At 68.3% G+C, this 22,192-nt stretch carries 17 protein-coding genes and 2 pseudogenes; 13 read left to right on the plus strand and 6 right to left on the minus strand.

Translation table 11 applies throughout. The features are described from left to right. Window positions 1-255: 255 nt before the first annotated feature. From AC5W54_RS21440 to AC5W54_RS21455, 4 genes are all read right to left on the minus strand, one after another. Window positions 256-2,067 carry an acyl-CoA dehydrogenase C-terminal domain-containing protein gene (locus AC5W54_RS21440; RefSeq protein WP_495964134.1) on the minus strand — a complete coding sequence of 604 codons (1,812 nt, stop codon included), beginning with the start codon at window positions 2,065-2,067 and terminating at the stop codon, window positions 256-258. A 241-nt stretch (window positions 2,068-2,308) separates the two neighbouring features. Further along, a complete protein-coding gene (locus AC5W54_RS21445) occupies window positions 2,309-3,076 on the minus strand; it encodes an SDR family NAD(P)-dependent oxidoreductase (protein ID WP_495964135.1) in 768 nt (255 codons plus the stop codon). 99 nt (window positions 3,077-3,175) lie between these two features. After that, the gene (locus AC5W54_RS21450) at window positions 3,176-4,846 is read right to left on the minus strand and encodes an AMP-binding protein (RefSeq protein WP_495964136.1); all 1,671 of its coding nucleotides are present in this window, start codon (window positions 4,844-4,846) and stop codon (window positions 3,176-3,178) included. Window positions 4,847-5,087: 241 nt separating this feature from the next. Further along, window positions 5,088-5,657: a TetR/AcrR family transcriptional regulator gene (locus AC5W54_RS21455; protein ID WP_495964137.1), complete on the minus strand. Its 570-nt coding sequence runs from the start codon at window positions 5,655-5,657 to the stop codon at window positions 5,088-5,090. A 150-nt stretch (window positions 5,658-5,807) separates the two neighbouring features. Here AC5W54_RS21455 and AC5W54_RS21460 point away from each other — a divergent pair, with 150 nt between their 5' ends. Continuing rightward, a complete protein-coding gene (locus AC5W54_RS21460) occupies window positions 5,808-6,995 on the plus strand; it encodes an acetyl-CoA C-acyltransferase (RefSeq protein WP_495964138.1) in 1,188 nt (395 codons plus the stop codon). Window positions 6,996-7,043: 48 nt separating this feature from the next. Here the strand turns inward: AC5W54_RS21460 and AC5W54_RS21465 are convergent, their stop codons facing one another. After that, window positions 7,044-7,844 carry an ABC transporter permease gene (locus tag AC5W54_RS21465; protein WP_495964139.1) on the minus strand — a complete coding sequence of 267 codons (801 nt, stop codon included), beginning with the start codon at window positions 7,842-7,844 and terminating at the stop codon, window positions 7,044-7,046. Further along, window positions 7,835-8,470 carry an ABC transporter ATP-binding protein gene (locus AC5W54_RS21470; RefSeq protein WP_495964140.1) on the minus strand — a complete coding sequence of 212 codons (636 nt, stop codon included), beginning with the start codon at window positions 8,468-8,470 and terminating at the stop codon, window positions 7,835-7,837. Before AC5W54_RS21470 ends, AC5W54_RS21465 begins: the two co-directional genes overlap by 10 nt. Before the next feature lie 146 nt (window positions 8,471-8,616). Between AC5W54_RS21470 and arsB the strand changes: the two genes are divergently transcribed. The 12 genes and pseudogenes from arsB to AC5W54_RS21530 form a co-directional block, all read left to right on the plus strand. Continuing rightward, on the plus strand, window positions 8,617-9,708 hold the full coding sequence (gene arsB, locus AC5W54_RS21475; RefSeq protein ID WP_495964141.1) for an ACR3 family arsenite efflux transporter: 1,092 nt from the start codon (window positions 8,617-8,619) through the stop codon (window positions 9,706-9,708). Between the two features lie 17 nt (window positions 9,709-9,725). Next, window positions 9,726-10,532 (plus strand): universal stress protein, encoded by an 807-nt coding sequence (locus AC5W54_RS21480; protein WP_495964142.1) that lies wholly within the window; start codon window positions 9,726-9,728, stop codon window positions 10,530-10,532. A 193-nt stretch (window positions 10,533-10,725) separates the two neighbouring features. Then, the gene (locus AC5W54_RS21485; protein WP_495964143.1) at window positions 10,726-11,838 is read left to right on the plus strand and encodes an MFS transporter; all 1,113 of its coding nucleotides are present in this window, start codon (window positions 10,726-10,728) and stop codon (window positions 11,836-11,838) included. 124 nt (window positions 11,839-11,962) lie between these two features. After that, window positions 11,963-13,147, plus strand: a complete 1,185-nt coding sequence (locus tag AC5W54_RS21490) for a thiolase family protein (protein ID WP_495964144.1) — start codon at window positions 11,963-11,965, stop codon at window positions 13,145-13,147. 238 nt (window positions 13,148-13,385) lie between these two features. After that, window positions 13,386-13,826, plus strand: a pseudogene (locus AC5W54_RS21495) (permease); the annotation flags it as partial. Window positions 13,827-13,980: 154 nt separating this feature from the next. Then, window positions 13,981-14,655, plus strand: a complete 675-nt coding sequence (locus tag AC5W54_RS21500) for a permease (RefSeq protein WP_495964145.1) — start codon at window positions 13,981-13,983, stop codon at window positions 14,653-14,655. 58 nt (window positions 14,656-14,713) lie between these two features. Further along, window positions 14,714-14,947, plus strand: a complete 234-nt coding sequence (locus AC5W54_RS21505; protein ID WP_495964146.1) for a thioredoxin family protein — start codon at window positions 14,714-14,716, stop codon at window positions 14,945-14,947. Between the two features lie 306 nt (window positions 14,948-15,253). Then, window positions 15,254-16,324 (plus strand): 4Fe-4S dicluster domain-containing protein, encoded by a 1,071-nt coding sequence (locus AC5W54_RS21510; RefSeq protein ID WP_495964147.1) that lies wholly within the window; start codon window positions 15,254-15,256, stop codon window positions 16,322-16,324. An 18-nt stretch (window positions 16,325-16,342) separates the two neighbouring features. After that, the gene (locus AC5W54_RS21515; RefSeq protein ID WP_495964148.1) at window positions 16,343-18,826 is read left to right on the plus strand and encodes a molybdopterin-dependent oxidoreductase; all 2,484 of its coding nucleotides are present in this window, start codon (window positions 16,343-16,345) and stop codon (window positions 18,824-18,826) included. Window positions 18,827-18,866: 40 nt separating this feature from the next. After that, the gene (locus AC5W54_RS21520) at window positions 18,867-19,628 is read left to right on the plus strand and encodes a 4Fe-4S dicluster domain-containing protein (RefSeq protein WP_495964149.1); all 762 of its coding nucleotides are present in this window, start codon (window positions 18,867-18,869) and stop codon (window positions 19,626-19,628) included. Further along, window positions 19,625-20,827, plus strand: a complete 1,203-nt coding sequence (gene nrfD, locus AC5W54_RS21525) for an NrfD/PsrC family molybdoenzyme membrane anchor subunit (RefSeq protein ID WP_495964150.1) — start codon at window positions 19,625-19,627, stop codon at window positions 20,825-20,827. The genes AC5W54_RS21520 and nrfD overlap by 4 nt, the downstream gene beginning before the upstream one ends. A 70-nt stretch (window positions 20,828-20,897) precedes the next feature. Then, a pseudogene (locus AC5W54_RS21530) lies at window positions 20,898-21,764 on the plus strand (molecular chaperone TorD family protein); the annotation flags it as partial. Between the last annotated feature and the right edge of the window lie 428 nt (window positions 21,765-22,192).

Here is a 22,192-nt window from a genome sequence, read left to right on the forward strand (position 1 = left end):
TAGCCGGATAAGCCGGCTGCCAGGAAAAATAGGCCACTTGAGGTGGTCAAAAATCAACCGCTGACGCGCGAAATTTGCCGCGCTGAGCGCTAGAGGCGCTCGGCATCGAATTGATCAGCGGTTCCTTAAGGTCCGCCTATCAAATCGTCAGCGCTACACACGTGGACAGGACCGGCAACGCCGCATACAGCGTGAAAAAAGCGGCAGGGAGTCGCCCCGCCGCCAAGCCATCGATCGTTCCCGATCGAGAGAGTGCTAGATCTCGAACCCCAGGCCGAAGTCATCCGCGCTGATCGCCATCAGCGGTTCGGCGCCGGCCTCGATGGCCGCCTTATGGGCCCGGGTGCGCGGCAGCAGGCGCTGGAAATAGAAGCGCGCGGTGTGGAGCTTGGCTTCGTAGAAGGCGGCCTCCTCGGTGCTCTCGGCGAGTGTCGCCCGGGCCTGCTTGGCCGCGCGGGCGAAGAGATAGGCCAGGGTCAAGTAGCCCGAGTACATCAGGTAGTCGACGCTGGCCGCGCCCACCTCCTCGCGGTCGGCCATGGCCTTCATGCCGACGCCCAGGGTCAGCTCACCCCACTCGGTGTTGAGCTGGGCCAGCGGACGCACGAACTCGGCGAGCTCGGCATTACCCTCCTCGGCCTGACAGAACTTGTGGATCTCCCGGGTGAAGACCTTGAGGTTCTCGCCCTGGTTCATCAGCACCTTGCGGCCCAGCAGGTCGAGGGCCTGGATGCCGGTGGTGCCCTCGTAGAGGCGGGTGATGCGGGCATCGCGCACCAGCTGTTCCATGCCCCACTCCCGGATAAAGCCGTGCCCCCCAAAGACTTGAACCCCCTCATTCGTCGCCTCGAAGCCGACCTCGGTGAGAAACGCCTTGACGATGGGGGTCAGCAGGCCGAGCAGGGGTTCGGCGCGCTCGCGCTCGGCGGCGTCCCGGCCATGCTCGACGATATCCAGCAGCTGGGCGGTGTAGAGCACCAGCATCCGCCCGCCCTCGGCGAAGGCCTTCTGGGTCAGCAGCATGCGGCGTACGTCCGGGTGGACGATGATCGGGTCGGCGGCCTTCTCGGGCGCCCGGGGGCCGGAGAGCGCACGCATCTGCAGGCGGTCGCGGGCATAGGCCAGGGCATTCTGGAAGCTCGCCTCGGTCAGCCCCAGGCCCTGGATGCCGACACCCAGGCGGGCGGCGTTCATCATGGTGAACATGCAGACCAGGCCCTTGTTGGGCGGGCCCACCAGGAAGCCGCGAGCACCATCGAAGTTCATCACGCAGGTGGCGTTGCCGTGGATGCCCATCTTGTGCTCCAGCGAGCCGCAGACCACGCCGTTGCGCTCACCCGGCTCACCCATCTCGGTCGGTAGATACTTGGGCACCACGAACAGCGAGATGCCCTTGGAGCCCTCCGGGGCGTCCGGCAGCTTGGCCAGCACCAGGTGGACGATGTTCTCGGCCAGGTCGTGATCGCCGGCGGAGATAAAGATCTTCGTCCCGGTCACGGCATAGCTACCGTCGGTATTGGGTACGGCACGGGTCTTGATCAGGCCCAGGTCGGTGCCGCAGTGCGGCTCGGTCAGGCACATGGTGCCGGTCCACACGCCTTCCACCAGCTTGGTCAGGTAGGTGGCCTGCTGCTCCTCGGTGCCGTGATGGCGCAAGGCATCGGCGGCGCCGTGGGAGAGCCCCGGGTACATGCCCCAGGCCAGGTTGGTGGCGCAGATCATCTCCGAGAGCACCATCGAGAGCGAGTGAGGCAGCCCCTGGCCGCCATGGACGGGGTCGGCGGCCAGGCTCGGCCAGCCGCCCTCCACGTACTGCTGGTAGGCCTGCCGGAAGCCCTTGGGGGCCTTGACCTCGCCGCCCTCCAGCAGGCACCCCTCCCGGTCGCCGCTCTGGTTCAGCGGCAGCAGCACCTCGCGGGCGAAGCGCGCGCCCTCCTCCAGAATGGCGGCGACCACGTCAGGGCTGGCGTCCTCGCCGCCGGGCAGGCGGGCGTAGTGGGCCGGATAGTCCAGCAGCTCGTCCATTACGAAGCGCAGGTCGCGCAGGGGGGCCTGATAGTCGGGCATCTCGTCTCTCCACAAAGGGTCGCCTGAAATCGGTCGCAGGAAGGCGGCGACGGCCGCTTTCAAACACATGTTTGAAACTAGCCGCCCAGACGCGGAGAGTCAAGCGTTCGTTTTAAAACCTTCAAGCTCCAAGTTGCAAGGCACAAGGGGTGCCCTCCAGGCGCAAGATGCAAAAGGAGCAAGCCAAGGGGGTTCCTTGGAGCTTGCTCCTTGTGGCTTGCAGCTCGGCGCTGCCGAAGGCCTACTGCATGCGGATGCCGCCGTCCAGGCGAATCACCTCGCCGTTGAGCATGGGGTTGATGAGGATCTGTTCGGCCAGACGCGCGAACTCCTCGGGCTTGCCGAGCCGTTTGGGGAAGGGCACCGAGGCGGCCAGGGCCTGGGCGGCCTCGTCAGGGATCTCGCTCATCATCGGCGTCTCGAAGACGCCCGGGGCGATGGCCATCACCCGGATGCCGTGACGCGACAGCTCCCGGGCCGCCGGCAGGCTCATGCCCACCACCCCGGCCTTGGAGGCGCTGTAGGCGCACTGCCCCACCTGGCCGTCGAAGGCGGCGACCGACGCCGTGTTGACGATCACCCCCCGCTCGCCGTCCTCGGCCGGCGTATTCTTCGCCATGGCCGCCGCGGCCAGGCGCATCACGTTGAAGGTGCCCACCAGGTTGATCTGGATGGTGCGCGCATAGGCATCGAGGTCGGCGGGGTTGCCGTCGCGGTCGACCAGCTTGGCCACGCTGACCACGCCGGCACAGTGGATCACCCCGGCGAGCCCGCGACCCTCGCTCAGTGCGACCGCGGCATCGATGGCGGCCTGGATGTCGTCGCCCGAGGTGACGTCGCCGCGCACCGCCCGGGCGCCGTCGCCCAGTCGCTCGGCATGGACCTCGACGGCGTCGCTGAGATCGCAGAGCACCACGCGGCCACCGCTGGCGACCAGACGCTCGGCGGTGGCCGCCCCCAGTCCGGAGGCGGCGCCGGTGATCAGAAAGGTATTGTCCTTCACTTGCATAGCGGATTCCTGATTGTAGATGGAAAAGCTGAAAATGCTCGAGGCTGTTCCGTCGACAGGGCTAGGAGGGGCGCCTCTCGCTTCAGGCATCTTCAACTGTCATTGTGCAACGCCGGTCTCTGCTTTCTCGGCGGCGTCGGCGCGCAGCTTGAAGCGCTGGATCTTGCCGCTGGGGGTCTTGGGCAGCGCATCGACGAACTCGATCACCCGCGGGAAGGCGTGGGTCGAGAGTCGTTCGCGCACCTGCTGACGGATCTCGTCGGCGAGCGCCTCGCTCGGCTCGAAGCCGTCGCGCAGCACCACGTAGGACTTGATGATCTCGCCACGGATCTCGTCAGGCTGGCCCACGGCGGCGGATTCCGCCACCGCCGGGTGGGTCATCACCGAGTTCTCCACGTCGGTGGGACCGACCCGGTAACCCGCGGTGGTGATGATGTCATCGTCGCGGCCGGCAAACTGGAAGGTCCCGTCCTCGTTGCGGATCACCACGTCGCCGGTCAGGTAGTAGCCCTCTGCGAAGGGGTGCTTCTCCTGCCAGGTGTAGCCGGCGAAGAAATGCGCCGGGGAGTTGGCGATATCCACCGCCAGCACGCCGGGCTCGCCCGGGGGCAGCTCGTGGTACTCGGCGTCGAGGATCGCCAGGCGATAACCCGGCATCGGCACGCCCATGGCCCCGACGTGCTTGGGGTGTGCCAGCGCATGGTGGTTGCAGCAGGTCATCCCGGTCTCAGTCTGGCCGTAGTGGTCCATCACCGGGCAGCCCAGGGAGCGCTCGACCCAGCTCACCACCTCGGTGTTGAGCGGCTCGCCGGCGGAGCTCGCCACCCGCAGCTCGAGGGTCTCGCGGGCGTCGTCGAACAGCCCCGAGGCCTTCATCAACCGGTAGGCGGTGGGGGCGGCGGCGAAGTTGGTGATACGGTGGCGCTGCATGAAGGCCAGCGCTCCTTCGGCGCTGAAGCCCGCCTCGCAGAGGTGGGTGGTCACCCCCAGCAGCAGCGGCCCGGCGATGGCGTAGTAGAGGCCGTAGGCCCACCCCGGATCGGCCATGTTCCAGAAGCGGTCGGCCTCGCGCAGGTCGATGGCCAGCTCCATGTAGAGGGCGAAGGCCGGCATGCCCGCCAGCGGCACCGCCACGCCCTTGGGCTTGCCCACGGTGCCGGAGGTGAACATCTGCAGGAAAGGAGCGTCCGGAGCCAGCCGCGGCGGGCTGGCCTCGATCGGTGAGTGGCCCAGCGCCTCGGCCCAGTCCAGATCGGCGTCGTGGCCCTCGCTCGGGCCGCCCACCGCCAGCACCGGCGGGCATTGGGTGAGCCCGTCGAACTTGAAGCGGTTGGCGTGATCGGTGATCACCAGCCGGGTGTCGGCACGCCCCAGGCGATAGTCGACGGCGTCGGGACCGAAGGCGGTGAACAGCGGCTGGTAGACCGCCCCGATGCGCCAGGTGGCCAGTACCGCCACCAGCAGCTCGGGCGAGCGCGGCAGCATGCAGGCGATGCGGTCGCCCACGCCCAGCCCACGCGCGGCGAACCAGCCGGCGAGCCTGGCACTCCGGGCCTCGAGCTCGGCGTAGGTCAGCCGGCTGACGTTGCCCCGAGCGTCCTCGTGCACCAGCGCTAGGACATCGCCGCGACCGGCGCGCAGGTGCCGCCCGCAGCAGGACTCGAAGGCGTTGGCCTTGCCGTCGCGGTGGTCATCCAGCCGTGCGATGACGTCATCCACGCTGAAGGTCTCGAGGTAGGTCCGGTACTCGGGGGTCGTCGCTGTGCTCATGTCATGCCCTCACGGATACTTGTGCTTGTTGTCGGCGAAGAGTGTCGGCGGTCGTGATCCTGTGGCGCTGGCGTATGCGCCAACCTTCTGGTTAGATGCAGTTGACGTAAGCGTCAACCAAGCAAGCGCTAGGTACACGCTAGAGACTCTCGCGAAAGGCGGCAACCCCTGAACGAGAAGAAGGGACTAGACAATGGTCGAGCGTGGCGGGTTCAGGGGCCCCGGGCCCTGGCGGCAGGGCTCAGGCGGGAGGGCGGGTGAGCATGGCAACCAGCTCGTGCGCCAGGTCGTCCGGCGAGCGCGGCCCGGTCGGGTCGTACCAGCGTACCGTCCAGTTCAGCGCCCCCATGACGAAGCGCGAGACCAGGAAACGGTCGCCATGGATCAGCCCGGCGGCCAGGGCCTCGTCGATGACCTGCTCCCACAGCGCCTCGTAGGCGTCGCGCAGATGGCTCAGGTGGTCCCGGGCCGCGGTATCGAGACGCCGCCACTCGTAGAGCGCCACGACATGGGCGTTGCGATCGGTGAGCAGGGTCTCGAGGTGGGCGCGGGCCATGGCATGCAACCGCGCCTCCGGCGTGTTGTCGCACTGATGAAGGGTTTCGCGTGCAATGGTCAGGGCGTTCTGGGTGCCCTCCTCGATCACCGCGGCGAGGATCTCCTGCTTGTCGCGGAAGTGATGGAAGAGGCTACCGGACTTGATGCCCATCTCCTGGGCCAGCATGCGCACCGTGGTCCGGTCGAAGCCCTCCTGGACGAACAGCTGGGCGGCCTGGCGGGTGAGTTCCTTGCGGCGCGGGGAGTCATTCATTACATTCATCGACGTTTACACTAGCGCTTGCTTGGTTGACCCTGAGAAAACCACAGCCCCGACGGCAGGTCAACGCGACCTGGCCCACGGGCCGGCAACTCGTACAACGATAATCGCACCACTCGCACTGTTACTCCGGGAGTATCCACCATGAGCCAGTCCACCGATATTGTCTTCCTCTCCGCCACCCGTACCCCCATGGGGGGCATGCTCGGCAGCCTGTCGAGCCTCACCGCGCCACAGCTCGGCGCCGCCGCCATCCGTGCCGCCATCGAGCGCGCCGGCATCGCGCCTGATGCCATCGACGAAGGCATCCTGGGCTGCGTGCTGCCGGCAGGCGTCAAGCAGGGCCCGGCCCGCCAGGCCATGCGCCAGGCCGGCATCGCCGATGGCATCGGCGCCACCACCATCAACAAGCTGTGTGGCTCGGGCATGAAGGCCACCATGCTGGCCCACGACCTGATCCGCGCCGGCAGCGGAGAGGTGATCCTCGCCGGCGGCATGGAGTCGATGTCCAACGCGCCCCACGTGCTGACCAGGGCGCGGACGGGCTATCGCCTCGGCCACGGCGAACTCAAGGACCACATGTTCCTCGATGGCCTGGAGGACGCCGAGACCGGCAAGCTGATGGGGGTCTTCGCCCAGGAGGTTGCCAGTTCCCGCGACTACAGCCGCGAACGCCTCGACGACTTCGCCATCGCCTCGCTGGAGCGCGCCATGGCGGCCACCAACGCCGGCCACCTGGACGCCGAGATGGTCCCGGTCACCGTCACCACCCGCCAGGGCGAGAGCGTGGTGAATCACGACGAGCAGCCCTTCCAGGCCAAGCTCGACAAGATCCGCTCGCTGCGCCCGGCCTTCGCCAAGGAGGGCACCATCACCGCCGCCAACTCCAGTTCGATCTCCGACGGCGCCTCGGCACTGATCCTGGCCAGCCAGGCGGCGGCGGACCGGCATGGCGTCAAGCCCCTCGCGCGGATGCTCGGCCACAGCACCCACTCCCAGCACCCCAGCGAGTTTACCATCGCCCCGGTGGGGGCCGTCGACAAGCTGCTGAAGAAACTCGACTGGAGCGTGAAGGACGTCGACCTGTTCGAGATCAACGAGGCCTTCGCCGTGGTCACCCTGCTGGCCATGGACGGACTCGACATCCCCCACGACAAGGTCAATGTCTTCGGCGGCGCCTGTGCCCAGGGCCACCCCATCGGCTCCACCGGTTCACGGATCATCGCCACCCTGATCCATGCCCTGCGCACCCGCGGCGGCAAGCGCGGCATCGCCAGCCTGTGCATCGGCGGCGGCGAGGCCACCGCGGTGGCGATCGAACTGATCGACTGATCGCGACCCGGCGATGAATATCCGGCGCCCGCCTTGCGGCGGGCGCCGCTATTTCGGCACGGCCAAGCGATCCAGCCGCAGCCGCTCGCGACCGTCGAACAGCCGCCGGCTGCCCGCCGCCACCGCCGCCAGGGTGCCGAAACCGGTGCCCAGGGTGATGGTGAACATGATCAGGATCTGGTACTTCACCGCCAGCGCCGGCGGGCTGCCGGCGAGTATCTGGCCGGTCATCATGCCCGGCAGGCTGACCACCCCGGCGGCGGCCATGGCATTGATCATCGGCATCAGGCCGCTGCGCATCGCCTCGCGACGAATGTCACCGATCGCCTCCTGCCAGCGCTGGCCAAGCATCAGCCGGTTCTCGATCACCGCGCGTTGACGCCAGGCGGTGTCGGTGAGGCGATCGAGCGCCAGCGCCACCCCGGTCATGGTGTTGCCGAGCATCATGCCGAGCAGCGGGATGGCGTACTGGGGCAGGTACCAGGGCTCGGGGCCGATGATCACCGTCAGGGTCAGCACGGTGACGGTGAACGAGGAGAGAAACATCGCTACCGTGCCGATGCCGAAAGCCCAGCCGCCGAGCAGCCGGCGCTTCTGGCGCGCCATCACCTCGCGCCCGGCGATCAGCAGCATGGCCAGCGCCATCAGCGCCACCCAGTGCAGCCGCTCTGCCGCGAACAGCGCCTCGAGCACCAGGCCGACCAGCGCCAGCTGGATCACGGTGCGCACCGCGGCGACGAGCAGGCTGCGGCTCATGCCCAGTCGCGCCGCCGCCGTGCAGCCGGCGAGCACCACCACCATCAGCGCCGCCAGGGCCAGTTGCCACCAGGAGAGCTCGATCACGTCCATGCAGCCGGCTCCTCTTCCACCAGGCGACCGCCATGAATCCGCAGGTGACGCCTCGCCACCCGACCGATCTGAGCCCGGTCATGTGCGACCCAGATCACCGGCCAGCCGTGCTCACGCACCCTTTCCACCAGCCAGGCCTCGACGCGCCTCGTGGAGACGTCGTCCAGGTTGGCGGTGGGCTCGTCGAGCAGCAGCGCATCGGGCTCGAGGCACAGCGCCCGCAGCAGTGCCAGGCGCTGCTTCTCGCCCGACGAGAGCCGGCCAACCTGCCAGCCCAGCACCTCCCGGTCGAACCCCAGGGCCTCGAGATCGCGATCATCGGGATCGGCCAGGTGCTCGCCGACGCTGTCGGCCCACCAGTGGCTCTCCGCCGGCACCAGCATCACCCGCCGACGCCAGCGGTGGCCCGGCACCGCCGACTGGGCCAGCTGGCCCAGCCACACCTCGCCGCGATGGGGCTCGAGATCCGCAACGGCGCGCAGCATTCGGCTCTTTCCGGAACCGCTGGCCCCGGAGAGACAGAGAATCTCGCCGGGGACGACGGCCAGGCTGACGCTCTCGAGCTCGCCGATCCCCAGCCGATCGAGTCGCAGGGCGTCGGTGGCGGACGGTGCGGTAACGGACAAGAAGCCTCCCGATGGCGGTGACGTGGCATGCGAGACCGATCATAGCAGCGCCACGTGATCGGTGTGGCTCGGTGGGCAAGCGATTGAGCACATATGGGAAAACATATATTATAATCGCACTTCATCTCCAACCGACGGTAGCTCCCATGACCACGACGCCCCACTCCAGCACGACGGCACCGAGTCCCGCCGAGGGCATGGGCCTGTTCGAGCGCTTCCTCTCCGTCTGGGTGGCGCTGGCCATCGTCGCCGGGGTGCTGCTCGGCCAGTTTGCTCCGGCGGTGCCCGAGACGCTGTCGCGGTTCGAATACGCCCAGGTATCGATCCCGGTGGCGATCCTGATCTGGGCGATGATCTTCCCGATGATGGCGCAGATCGACTTCTCCGCCGTGCTCGGCGTGCGCCGCCAGCCCAAGGGGCTGGTCATCACCACCACGGTGAACTGGCTGATCAAGCCCTTCACCATGTTCGCCATCGCCTGGTTCTTCCTGATGGTGGTGTTCGCCCCGCTGATTCCGGAGCACCTGGCGAGCCAGTACCTGGCCGGCGCCATCCTGCTCGGCGCCGCGCCCTGTACCGCCATGGTCTTCGTGTGGAGCTACCTGACCCGGGGCGATGCCGCCTACACCCTGGTACAGGTCGCCCTCAACGACCTGATCATGCTGTTCGCCTTCGCGCCCATCGTGGTCTTCCTGCTCGGCGTCTCCAACATCCCGATACCCTGGGACACGGTCGCCCTGTCGGTGGTGCTCTACATCGTCATCCCGCTCACCGCCGGCTACCTGACCCGGCGCACCCTGATCGCCCACCGTGGCATCGAGTGGTACGACAACGTCTTCATGAAGAGGGTGGGGCCGATCACCCCCGTCGGGCTGATCATCACCCTGGTGCTGCTGTTCGCCTTCCAGGGCGACGTGATCATCGCCAACCCGCTGCATATCGTGCTGATCGCCATCCCGCTGATCCTCCAGACCTTCCTGATCTTCTTCATCGCCTATGGCTGGGCCAAGGCGTGGAAGGTGCCCCACAACGTCGCCGCCCCCGGGGCGATGATCGGTGCCAGCAACTTCTTCGAGCTGGCCGTGGCCGCGGCCATCGCGCTGTTCGGGCTGCAGTCCGGCGCCGCGCTGGCCACGGTGGTGGGCGTGCTGGTGGAGGTGCCGCTGATGCTGGCGCTGGTGCGCATCGCCAACAACACTCGGCAGCACTTCCCTGCCGCCATCGCGGCCAAGGGCTGACTCGCAGGAGATAAGGCATGTTCAAGCACATTCTGGTCGCCGTGGACTTCTCCCCCGCCTGGCCGCTGCTGCAGGCGCGATTGAAGAGGCTGACCGCCTGGGGCACGAAAAGGTTGACGCTTGTGCACGTGCTCAGCTCGCGCTATCCCGCCACCCCCGAGGAGACGCACCGTCCGCACTACGAAGCCAAACTGGCAGAGCTCACCGGCGACCTGGCCGCACCGGGGCTGACCATCGACCGCGAGGTACGCAGCGGTGAACCCGGTGCCGAACTGGTTGCGGCGGCCAGGGAAGTCGGTGCCGACCTGCTGTTGCTGGGCTGTCGCGGGCACAGCCGCCTGCACGAGTTCTTCCTGGGCAGCACCGCGCTCGATGCCGCGCGCCTGACCGACCGCCCGCTGTGGCTCGAGCCCGTAGCCGAGGCACTCGTTGGTGCCGACTCCCGGCTGCTGATGCTGGCCACCGACGGCTCCGACGCCGTGTGCGGCGCCGAGGCCCTGACCGTCCAGCTCGCCCCGCACTTCCAGCGCCAGCTGGCCGTGACCGCCACCTGCGCCTCCGAGGGCTGCGACCGGGAGATCGCCGATGCCCAGCGCCACCTGGACGGCATCGCCAAAGGGATAGAGGGTCTCGAGACCCGTGTGCTCGACGGCGATCCGCGCCATGCCATCGTCGATGAGGCGAGGCGCGAACAGGCCGATCTCATCGTGATCGGCAAGCGCGGGCGCAACCGCATCCAGGAGTTCCTGCTCGGCAGCACCGCCGAGTCGATCGCCCGGGATGCCCACTGCCCGGTGCTGGTGGTGCCGGGGCACCACGGCTGAGTACGCGCCAGCCGGGAACGGCGGGTCGCCTTGCCGTCCAGCTGCGAACCGTCGACCGGTCGGCATCCTTGCCTTGTTGACGGCAGGCGCTGATGATGGCGCGATGCGCATTCCCTTCTGGCGACGCCACCCGCTGGCCGTCATCGTGCTCGCCCAACTGTGCGGCACGTCTCTGTGATTTTCCGTCAACGGGGTGGGCCTGTCGCTCTCCCGCGACCTGGGCTTTGCCGAGGCAGACCTGGGCCGGCTTACCCTCACCGTGCAGGCGGGCTTCATTCTCGGCACCCTGACCATCGCCACCACCGGCCTGGCCGACCGCTTCCGCGCCAGTCGGATCTTCGCCGCCTCCTGCCTGGCCGGTGCCGTGGTCAATGCCGGCTTCGTGCTGGTGGCCGACCAGATGCCCCTGGCGCTCACGCTGCGCTTCTTGACCGGTCTGTGCCTGGCCGGCATCTATCCGCTGGGGATGAAGCTGGTGATCGGCTGGACGCCGAAGCACACCGGCGCGGCACTCGCCTGGCTGGTGGGCATGCTGACCCTGGGTACCGCCCTGCCCCACCTGCTGCGGGGCAGTACCCTGGGGATGCCGTGGGAGTGGCCGCTGCTCACCGCCTCCGTGCTGGCGCTCGCCGGTGGGGCTGCCATCGTCGCCCTGGGCGACGGGCCGCATCTACCGCCCACGAGTGGCAAGGCGCGGCTGCTCGACGGCCTGGCGGCCCTGCGCGAACGGCGCTTTCGTGCCGTGGCCGGCGGCTACTTCGGCCACTGCTGGGAGCTCTACGCCTTCTGGACGCTCACCCCCTTCCTGGTCGCCAGCGAAGTGACGCGGCTCGGCGCCCCACAGGCCTGGATTCCCTGGCTGTCGTTCAGCGTCATCGCCCTGGGGCTGGCCGGCTGCGTGGGTGGGGGCGGACTGAGCCGTCGGCTGGGCAGCCTGTGGGTGGCGCGCCGCGCCCTGGCCGCCTCGGGGCTGATCTGCCTCGCCTACCCGCTGCTGCCCGGCGCGCCACCGGCGCTGCTCCTGTTGCTGCTGGCCTTGTGGGGGCTGACCGTGATCGCCGACTCGCCGCAGTTCTCGGCGCTGGCCGCGGCCACTGCCCCTCGCGAGCGGGTGGGGTCGACCCTGGCGGTGATGAACGCCGTGGGCTTCGCCCTGACTATTCCCGCCATCTCGCTCACCACCACGCTGTGGGAACTGCAGGGCGCCTGGGTGGTGTGGTGGCTGCTGCCGGGACCGCTGCTCGGCCTCTGGGTACTGCGCCCCCTATCCGAACTCGACGCCGCGCCCGGTGCGGCAACACGCTGACACACGCCGTACCGCCGCCACGCCTGACAACTTGATACGCATCAGGGTCACAACTGCAGCGCTGTGCTATACGGAAGAACTCGACCTTTCCGGTCGCCCGCCTACCGACACCAGGAGAATGCTCATGTCATCCCGCGACGTCGTCATCTGCCATCCCGTGCGCACCGCCATCGGCACCTATGGCGGCAGCCTCAAGGACACTCCGGCACCCGACCTGGGTGCGCGGGTCATTCAGGAGACCCTGTCACGATCCGGCCTGGCCGCCGACAAGGTGCAGTCGCTGGTGATGGGCCATGTCATCCAGGCGGGCTGCCGCATGAACTCCGCCCGCCAGGCCGGTATCGGCGGCGGGCTGCCGGTCGAAGTACCGGCGCTTACCGTCAACCGGGTCTGTGGCTCGGGGGCCCAGGCCGTGGCCAGCGCCGCCCTGGAGATCTGGAGCGGCCTGAGCGACTGCGCCATCGCCGGCGGCATGGAGAACATGGACCGTGCCCCCTATGTGCTGCCCCAAGGCCGCTGGGGCGCACGCATGGGCGATGTCACCATGCACGACACCATGCTGCTCGACGGCCTCAACGACGCCTTCAGCGGCAAGCACTCCGGCTGGCACACCGAGGACCTCGTCAGCCGCTACGCCATCTCCCGCGATGACCAGGACGCCTGGGCGCTGCGCTCCCAGCTGAACTTCTCCAAGGCCCAGGAGGCCGGCCACTTCGACGCCGAAATCGCCGGCGTGGAGCTCACCAGCCGCAAAGGCACCACGACGTTCGCCCGCGACGAGCACAATCGCGGCGATACCACCACCGAATCCCTGGCCAGGCTCAAGCCCGCCTTCCGCAAGGAAGGCACCATCACCGCGGGTAATGCCCCCGGGCTCAACAGCGGCGCAGCGGCGATGATCGTCGCCGAGCGCGACTGGGCCGAGAAGCAGGGCCTCACCCCCATGGCCCGGCTGGTGGCCTTCGGCGTCGGCGCCGTAGAGCCGGGCTACTTCGGCATCGGCCCGGTGCCGGCGGTCAGGCAGGCGCTCGAGCGCGCCGGCTGGTCGGTGGGCGACCTCGACCGGGTGGAGATCAACGAGGCCTTCGCCGCCATCGCCCTGGCCTGCCAGCGCGAGCTGGGCCTGCCGGAGGCGATCGTCAATGTGGAGGGCGGCGCCATCGCCCACGGCCACCCCATCGGTGCCACTGGCGCGGTGCTCACCACCCGGCTGCTCCACGCCATGCAGCGCAACGGCGAGCGCCGCGGCATCGTCACCCTGTGCATCGGCGGCGGGCAGGGCATCGCCCTGGCGCTGGAAGCGCTCTGAGCCCACCCCGACCGGCCCTCTTCCACTTCCCGCCGACCGCCGGGAACTTGATGACCCTCGAGTTCCCGGCAGATCACTCTAGTAAATATATGCATAAGCATATATCATTATCGACATCCCCCTCCAGTGTGTCGCGAGGCTTCGCATGTCGGAATCCAAGCCAGCCACTCCCTCCTTCCCCCAACGCCTGCTGGGACTCGCCCGCGAAAACCCCGACCAGATGCGCTGACTCGGTGCCATGGTGGGGATCTTCCTGCTGATCTACTTCCTGCCCTCCGGCACCGAACGCTTCGACAATGCGGTGCTGGAGGGCATCCGCCTGACCCAGTGGTATGCCCAGGAGCATGTGATCCTCTGCCTGCTGCCGGCCTTTTTGATCGCCGGCGCCATGGCCGCCTACCTGAGCGAAGGCGCGGTGATGCGCTACCTGGGGCCCAGTGCACCCAAGCCGGTGGCCTTCGGCATGGCATCGGTCTCCGGCACCCTGCTCGCGGTCTGCTCCTGCACCGTGCTGCCGCTGTTCGGCGGCATCTACCGTCGCGGCGCGGGCCTGGGACCGGCGGTGGCCTTCCTCTACTCGGGACCCGCCATCAACATCATGGCCATCGTGGTCACCGCCAAGGTGCTGGGCCTGGAGCTGGGGCTGGCCCGGGCCCTCGGCGCCATCGTCTTCGCCGTGGTGATCGGGGTGATCATGCACCTGATCTACCGCCGCGAGGAGCAGGCGCGAGGAGCAGGCGCGGGCCGTCGCCAACGGCCGCGGCTTCGAGGGCGAGCTCTCCCGCCCCCTGGGGCAGATCGCCGCCTTCTTCGGCCTGATGGTGGGCATCCTGGTGTTCGCCAACTGGGCCGCCGCCGACAGCCCGACCTGGATGGTCATCCACGCCCTCAAGTGGCACATCACCGCCCTGCTCGCCGGCCTCTTCGCCCTGCTGCTGATCCGCCGTTGGGGCTGGCCGTTGCATCAGGTGGTGGTGCTGGCCGGCGCCGTGGTGCTGCCCGCCCTGCTGGTGCCGGACGTGCCGGAGCTGGCCTTCGCGGTGGGCATCATCGGCCTCATGCTGATCGCCACCCTGCGCGACGACGACCGCGAATGGGTCGAACAGAGCTGGGACTTCACCAGGCAGATCATGCCGCTGCTGCTGGTCGGGGTGTTCGTGGCCGGGTTGCTGCTGGGCCGCCCCGGCGAGGAGGGGCTGATTCCCGCCGGGTGGGTGGTGCTGGCGGTAGGCGACAACGGCCTGCGCTCCACCTTCCTCGCCTCGCTGCTGGGCGGCTTCATGTATTTTTCCACCCTGACCGAGGTGCCCATCGTCCAGGGTCTGATCGGCAACGGCATGGGCAAGGGCCCGGCGCTGGCGCTGCTGCTGGCGGGACCGGCGCTGTCGCTGCCCAACATGCTGGTGATCCGCACCATCATGGGTACCCAGAAGACCCTGGTCTACTGCACCCTGGTGGTGGTCATGGCGACCATTACCGGCTATCTCTACGGTCAGTTCTGGCCCTGAGCAAGATGGCTACGAGAGTCGCTTCGTGGCCTGCCCCCAACCCGCAAGGAGAGATGCCATGAAACTCAAGATCTATGGTAGCGGCTGCAAGAAGTGCCAGCAGCTCGCCGCCAATGCCGAGACCGCCACCCGCGCCCTGGGGATCGGCTGCGAGATCGAGAAGGTCACCAACGTGAACGACATCGTCGATGCCGGCGTTCTGCGCACCCCGGCGCTGGGCGTCAACGGCGAGATCCTCGTCGAGGGCAAGGTGACCAGCGCCGCGGAGCTCGAGAAGCTGCTCAAGGTGTAACCCTGGCCATCGGCCCAGTCCGGCCTCCCTCAGGGTGACGCGGCCGGGCCGCTCCCTCCGCCGTTTCCCTCAAGATCACTGCCGTTGCCTCCACCAGTACTGCCATCCGTCACGCTCTCGTGATCCCGTCATGTGGGCCACTCACGGCATTACGCCAAGAAGAAATTGATCCAGGACAAGGTACGACGCCGCCCCGGCGCACTTTAGGCTAATCGACATGGCGAGCCCTCGTACTCTCTGCCACGCTTGTCACTAGACATATGCTAATTCGCATATAAACATAATAATGATAGCGGGCAAACCATCATGCCGCACCGTGATACCCACTCCCATCACACGCCAAGCCCCCTCGTCCCTCGAGGCAGCTCTCTCGGCTGGGTGATCTCGCGCTGCCTGCGGGCGCCGCCCCATCCGCTGAGCTGCACCCGCTGCCTGGACGCCTGCCCAGCAGGGGCCCTCGCCTTCCATGACCAAGGCGACAGCGTCGCACTGCGGGCCAACGACGCCTGCCACGGCTGCGCACGGTGCGTCCCGGCCTGCCCCAGCGAGGCCCTGGTCAGCGCCGAGATCGATGCCCTGGTGGAGAAGCAGCCACCCGGCGAGCCGCTGCGCCTGGGCTGTCATCGCGTGGTGGAAGGCAGCGAGCTGGCCCGCCTGCATTTCCTGCGCTCCCTGGGCCCGGACCTGCTGGCCTGGCTGGCGGCACGTGCGGCAACCGAATCGGTCACCCTCCGCCTGCCCGACGGCTGCCGCGACTGCCCGGCCGCCCCCGGGCAAGCCCGGGACGGCTGGCAACGCGATGCCGAGGCGCTGGTGACTGTCACCGACACCTCCAGCGACAGCGATTATCGCGCCGCCCGGCCCGCGGTGAGTCGTCGCGACCTGCTGTGCGGCCGGTCTGCCCCACGGCAGCCGGCCATCGCCGCCGATGACGCCGCTCCCGGGGCTCGCCGGCTGCGGCGCCAGTGGGTGGCCGCCGAGGCGCTGGGCGATCCGCATGCGGCGCCGGCACTGCCCGGGCTGAGCCTTGACGCCGACGCCTGCCGGGCCCATGGCGTCTGTGCCCGGGTCTGCCCCACCACGGCCCTGCAGGAGACGCCTGAGGGTGAGCTGGTCTTCGACCCCAAGGCCTGTCTCGACTGCGGCCACTGCCTGACCGCCTGCCCGGAGGGGGCCCTGGCCACCGGAGATACCACTGGCCAGGAAGCCGTGACGCTGCGCAGGACGCGGCGCATCGACTGCTTCCAGTGCGGGCGCCCCTTTACGCCGCCCGGGGACGAGGGCGCCCAGGACGATACCGAGACCACCGCCAGCTGCCCGGCCTGCCGGCGCGAGGCGGCGCTGATGCAGGAGAGCCTTGATGGCCTCTTTGGCTAATATCCCGAGGGAGAACCGATGAAACTGTTCCAGACCCTGATCAACCGGCGCCGCTTCCTGCAGTCGTCGGCCGCCGTCGGCGCCGCCGGCGCGGTGACCACGGGCATTACCGGTCTGCCCGGCCTCGCCCCGGCGCCGGAGGCCCGCGCCCAGGCACGCCGCGGCGAGACGACGATCACCAAAAACGTCTGTGCCCAGTGCCCGGCGCGCTGCGGCATCGACGTCTACACCACCGACGGCCGGGTGCATGCCATCTACGGCGACAGCGGCAACCCCATCGCCAACGGCAAGCTGTGCCCCAAGGGGCACCTGGGCAGCTACTTCCTCTACGACCCGGATCGCTTCAAGGGCCCCATGAAGCGCACCAACCCCAACAAGGGCCGTGACGAGGATCCGGGCTTCGTGCCGATCTCCTGGGAGGAGGCCCTGGACACAGTCGCCGAGCGGTTGAACGACCTGCGTCGCCGCGGCGAGTCGCACCGCTTCTCGATGTTCTACGGCCGCGGCTGGGGCGCCTCCGACGCCGGCATGCAGGGCACCTTCGGACGGCTCTACGGTACGCCCAATGCCGCCATCGGCCACTCCTCCATGTGCGCCGACGGCTCCAAGAAGGCCAAGCACGCCACCGACGGCAACGACTCCTACAGCTCCTACGACTACCGCAACACCAACTACCTGCTGATCATCGGGGCGAGCTTCCTCGAGGCCTTCCGCCCCTACAACAACGTGATGCAGATGTGGGGCCACATGCGCACCAAGAGCCCCAAGACGCGGGTCACCACCGTGGACGTGCGCATGAACCCCACCATGGCCGCCTCGGACCGGGCGCTCTACATCAAGCCGGGCACCGACGGCGCCTTCGCCCTGGCCATCGCCCATGTGATCCTCACCGAGGGGCTCTGGGACCGCGACTTCGTCGGCGATTTCACCAACCCCAATCTGCGGTTCGTGGCGGGCCGGCGCATCCGCCCGGACGCCTTCGAGGAGAAGTGGGTCCACGGCCTCACCGACTGGTGGAACGAGGAGGTCAAGGAGCGCACCCCCGAGTGGGCCGAATCCGTCACCGGTATCAAGGCCGCCGACATCCGCCGCACCGCCATGGAGTTCGGCGCCACCCGCCCGGCGGTGGCACTGTTCGAACGTGGTGCCACCGGACACTCCAACGGCACCTACAACGGCATGGCGATCCACAGCCTCAACGCCCTGGTCGGCTCGCTGTTCGCCGAGGGCGGACTGGGCTACCAGGTCGGCCCCTCCTACGGGCCGCTGCCGGCCGATGCCGACGACTACCTGGACGACTACGCCCGCAACGGCGACTGGCGCGAGCAGCCGCGCATCGACATGAAGGGCACCGAGCGCTGGCCCATGGTCGGCAACATGATGCAGGAGTGCGCGCCCAACCACCTGGCGGGCGACCCCTACAAGCTCGATACCGCGATGTTCTTCTACACCAACCCGATCTGGTCGGCGCCCAATCCCCAGGTCTGGGAGGAGGCGCTCAAGGACGTCTTCGTCATCGACACCTCGCCCTTCCCCGGCGAGACGGCCATGTACGCCGACATCGTGCTGCCCGACAGCACCTACCTGGAGCGCCTGCAGGACATCCCCACCTACCCCTTCGAGGGCTGGCCCATGGCGGCGCTGCGGGTACCGGCGGTGGAGCCGATCCACGACACCAAGATGTATGGCGACGTGATCATCGAACTCGGCAAGCGCATCGAGGGCTCCACCGGCGACTACTACCGGGTGCTGGACAACATCGAGAACGTGGTGCGTCACCTGGCCGCCGGCTTCGCCGACGATCCGGGCGACAACGGCGTCAACGACTTCGAGAGCTGGAAGGAGAAGGGGGTCTGGTACAAGAAGCCCTACCAGTGGCGCCAGATCCGCGGCGAGTTCTACGAGTGGGACGGCCGGCGCTACGCTCGCCGGATGAGCGAGGAGGAGGTCCAGCAGCACCTGTTCAAGACGCCCTCCGGCAAGTTCGAGTTCCGCTCCGGCTACCTGGAGCAGCACGCCGCGTACATCGAGCGCGAGATGGGCATTCCTCGCGATCGCGCCGGGCTGGTGCAGTGGGTCGAGCCGGTGCACAGCGGCGGCGACGGCGACCTCCACTTCGTCACCCCCAAGACGCCGCTGCACGCCGAGGGCCGCGGCGCCAACGTCCCCCACCAGATGGCGGTTCACCAGCCCATCGTCGGCGGCCGCAACACCGTCTACCTGGAGGTGCACCCACAGACGGCTCGTGAGCGCGGCATCCGCAACGGCGACCGGGTCCGGATCACGTCCGATCTCGGCAGCATCGAGGCGGAGTGCCGCTTCGTCGCCTCGCACCGTCCCGACACCCTGGTGCTGCCCTTCGAGTACGGCCACTGGGCCCAGGGGCGCTGGGCCAAGGGCCGCGGCCCGGGCAACTCCAGCGAGATCACCGCCAACGTGTCGGATCCGATCTCCGGGCTGGCCAGCTACTACACCGGCAAGGTCAGGCTGGAACGCGCCTGACCAGACCCCCTGACCGAACAAGGCTTTGAGGACAACGACTATGGCTAAGTGGGGAATGGTCATCGACCTGGACAAGTGCACCGGCTGCCAGGCCTGCACGACCGCCTGCGCGATGGAGAACAACACCCTGCCGGGCGAGAGCTGGCAGGACGTGCTCTTCTACAACGCGGGCGAGTACCCGAGCGCCCAGATGAAGTGGCTGCCGCGACCCTGCATGCAGTGCGAGAACCCCTCCTGCGTGAACGTCTGCCCGACCCGGGCCACCTACAAGGACCCCGACGCCGGCGGCATCGTCTTCGTCGACTGGAACAAGTGCATCGGCTGCAAGTACTGCATGATCGCCTGCCCCTACGGCGTGCGCTTCTACGCCGACGAGAAGCCGCTGATCGAGCCCGACATCCGCGACACCTTTCCGAGCGACAACGGCCAGCTGTGGAGCCCGCCCTACCAGAACCCCGAGGAGGACTGGCGGCGCGGCATCGGCATCCAGCCGCCCGGTGTGGTCTCCAAGTGCACCTTCTGCTACCACAAGGTGCGCAACGCCCCGGAAGGCGTGGCCGATCTCGACGAGGACAACCCCGAGCTCAAGGAGTACGTACCCGCCTGCGTGCGCACCTGCGCGCCCAAGGCACGCTACTTCGGCGACCTGGACAACCCCGAGAGCCAGGTCAACCGGCTGATCGGCGACAAGCATGGCGTGCGCCTCAAGGACCACACCGGCAACCGGCCGCAGGTCTACTACCTCGGCGCCGGCGCCGGCGTGCCGGCCTTCACCCCCGCCGACAGGGAGAATGACGCATGACCACCCGGACTCGTGACAACGCCATCCAGGGCCCCCTGGGCTGGGGGCTGCTGGTGATCGCCGCCGTGGCACTGCTGGCCAGCCTGGGCTATGCCTTTTCCCAGCTGATGACCAGCGGCCACGCCTCCTTCAATACCGGTTCCGCGCTGCCCTGGGGGCAGCCCATCGCCACCTACCTCTACTTCGCCCTGGCCTCATCCGGCTTGGGCCTGGTCGCTGCGCTGCCGCTGGTCTTCGGCTTCAAGCAGTACTATCCGGTGGCCAAGCGCTGCATCTTCCTGGCCTTCATCGTGCTGATCTCGGGGATGGCGGTCCTGGCCCTGGAACTGGGCAACGTCTTCCGCATGCTGTGGGCCATCCCGCTGAACCTGCAGGTGCAGTCGGCGATGTTCTGGATGGGCGTCTTCTATGCCCTGGACCTGGTGTTCCTGCTGTGGAAGTTCAGCAAGCTGCAGGGCGGCGAATGGGACAGCAAGACCAGCAAGCAGGTCGGCATCGCCTCCTTCATCGGCGTGCTGCTGGCCAGCGGCAACCTGGCGCTGATCTTCGGCATGATGAGCATGCGCCCCTTCTGGTTCGATGCCCTGCTGCCGATCTACTTCTACTTCACCGGCGTGACCAGCGGCGTGGCCGCCCTGGTGTTCTTCACCTACCTGGCGTACGGCTTCCGGCGCGAGCGCATGCCCGGCGCCCTCCAGGCGCTGCTCACCGGGGCGCTGCCCAAGCTGTTCGCCGCGCTGATCGGCGGCACCCTGCTGTTCATCGCGGTACGCGCCATCACCGGGCTCTACAGCAACAACCCGGAGATCCACCTGGTGTGGTCCGACTACCTGTTTGCCTCGCCGTTCTTCAACGCCGCCCTGCTGCTCGGCCTGCTGCTGCCCTTCGTGGTGCTGCTCAGCGCCTTGCTGCGCAACCGCGTGGGCGTGCAGGTGCTCACCGCCTGCCTGGTGCTCCTGGGGCTGTTCGCCGAGCGCTTCTACTTCGTGGTCGGCGGCCAGGTGGTGCCGCTGTTCAAGGGCACCTGGCAGCCCAACCTGATCAGCTACAGCCCCTCCGCCACCGAGTGGTCGCTGACCCTGGTCGGCGTGTCGCTGTGCTTCGTGCTCTACCTGCTCGGCGAGAAGTTCCTGAACCTGGGGGACATGCCGCGCCAGATGGCCGAAGCGCCGGCCGGCACCCAGGCGGGTACCGCCTAAAGCCCCCTCCCCGTCCCATCCTGAAGGAGAAGGGGCGTCCTGCCAGTCGGCAGGCCGCCCCGTCAGCAAGATGACACAAGATCCGCAACTCCCCGATCTGCTGCCGGCCGCCGAGCTCAGCCTCTGCCTCTCCCGGGTCTTCCTCTCCCCCCAGGCACGGGTGACCCTGGCAGAGGTGCAGGGCCCGCTGCTCGACGACCTCCGCAGCCTGGCCGAGACGCTGCCGACGCTCGACACCGAGCGTCTCGACGCTCTTTCCGGGGCACTGGCGGCACTGACCGATACGCAGCAGCTGATCCTGGGCTACAGCCGCCTGTTCCTGACGCCACCGGCCCCGGCGCCGCTCAACCTGGGCGCCTATCTGGACGGCGGCCTGATGGCCCGCAGCGTGCCGTCCATGGAAGCCCTCTATCGCCGCCACGGCCTGGAACGCGACCCCGCGTTTCGCGACCTGCCCGATCACCTGTCGCTGCACCTGCAGTGGCTGGCCTGGGTCTACAGCGAGGCCATGGAGGCCCGCGAGGCCGAGACGGACGCCACCCCCGCGCTGACCGATGCCGCGACCCTGCTGCACGACTTCACCCTGCCCGCCCTGGCCGGGGTCCGCCGCAAGGTGGCCCAGTCGGCCAACGACGCCACCACCCTGCCCTGGCGACTGCTGGTCGAGCTGACCCACGACCAGTTGAGCCATGACCTGACACGTCTCGCGCTGCGTGCCCCCGCTCGGGGCAGGCCTCAAGGCATAGGCGGGACGCCAGGAAACGGAGAGGAGCCACCCATGACACGTATCTCACCCTTCTGCGAGGTCACCGCCGGCTACGTATTGACCGACGCGGATGGCGAGCGCCTGGCGGCCTCGACGCCCGAGGCGCCGCTGCGCTACGTGCATGGCACGGGCCAGATGCTGCCGGCACTGGAGGGGGCACTACTGGGTCGCGAGGTGGGCGATGAGGTGGCGGTGACCCTGACGCCGGAGCAGGCCTATGGCCCCCACCGGCCCGAACTGGTCTTCGAGGCGGTACGCGAGAACCTGCCGCCGGGCAAGGGGCTCCGCGTCGGCATGACGCTGACGCCGGGCGGCCAGCGCGGCAGGTTCTCACTGAAGGTGGTAGGCCTCACCGAGCGTGGCGCCATGCTCGACGGCAACCACCAGCTGGCGGGCAGGACGGTCACCTGGGAACTGCGCATTCTGGCGGTCCACCCGGGGCAGCAGCCGCGCCAGGGGGAGCTGGACTATCAGCTGTTCTGGTCAAGCCAGAGCGGACACATTTTCAAGCCGCAGCTGCCAATTCAATCTCCCTCGGCGTCTGGTAGCCCAGGGTCGAGTGGAGCCGGCAGCTGTTGTACTCCATCTCGATGTATTCG

This window comes from Halomonas sp. LMYGS-3, from assembly GCF_059509875.1.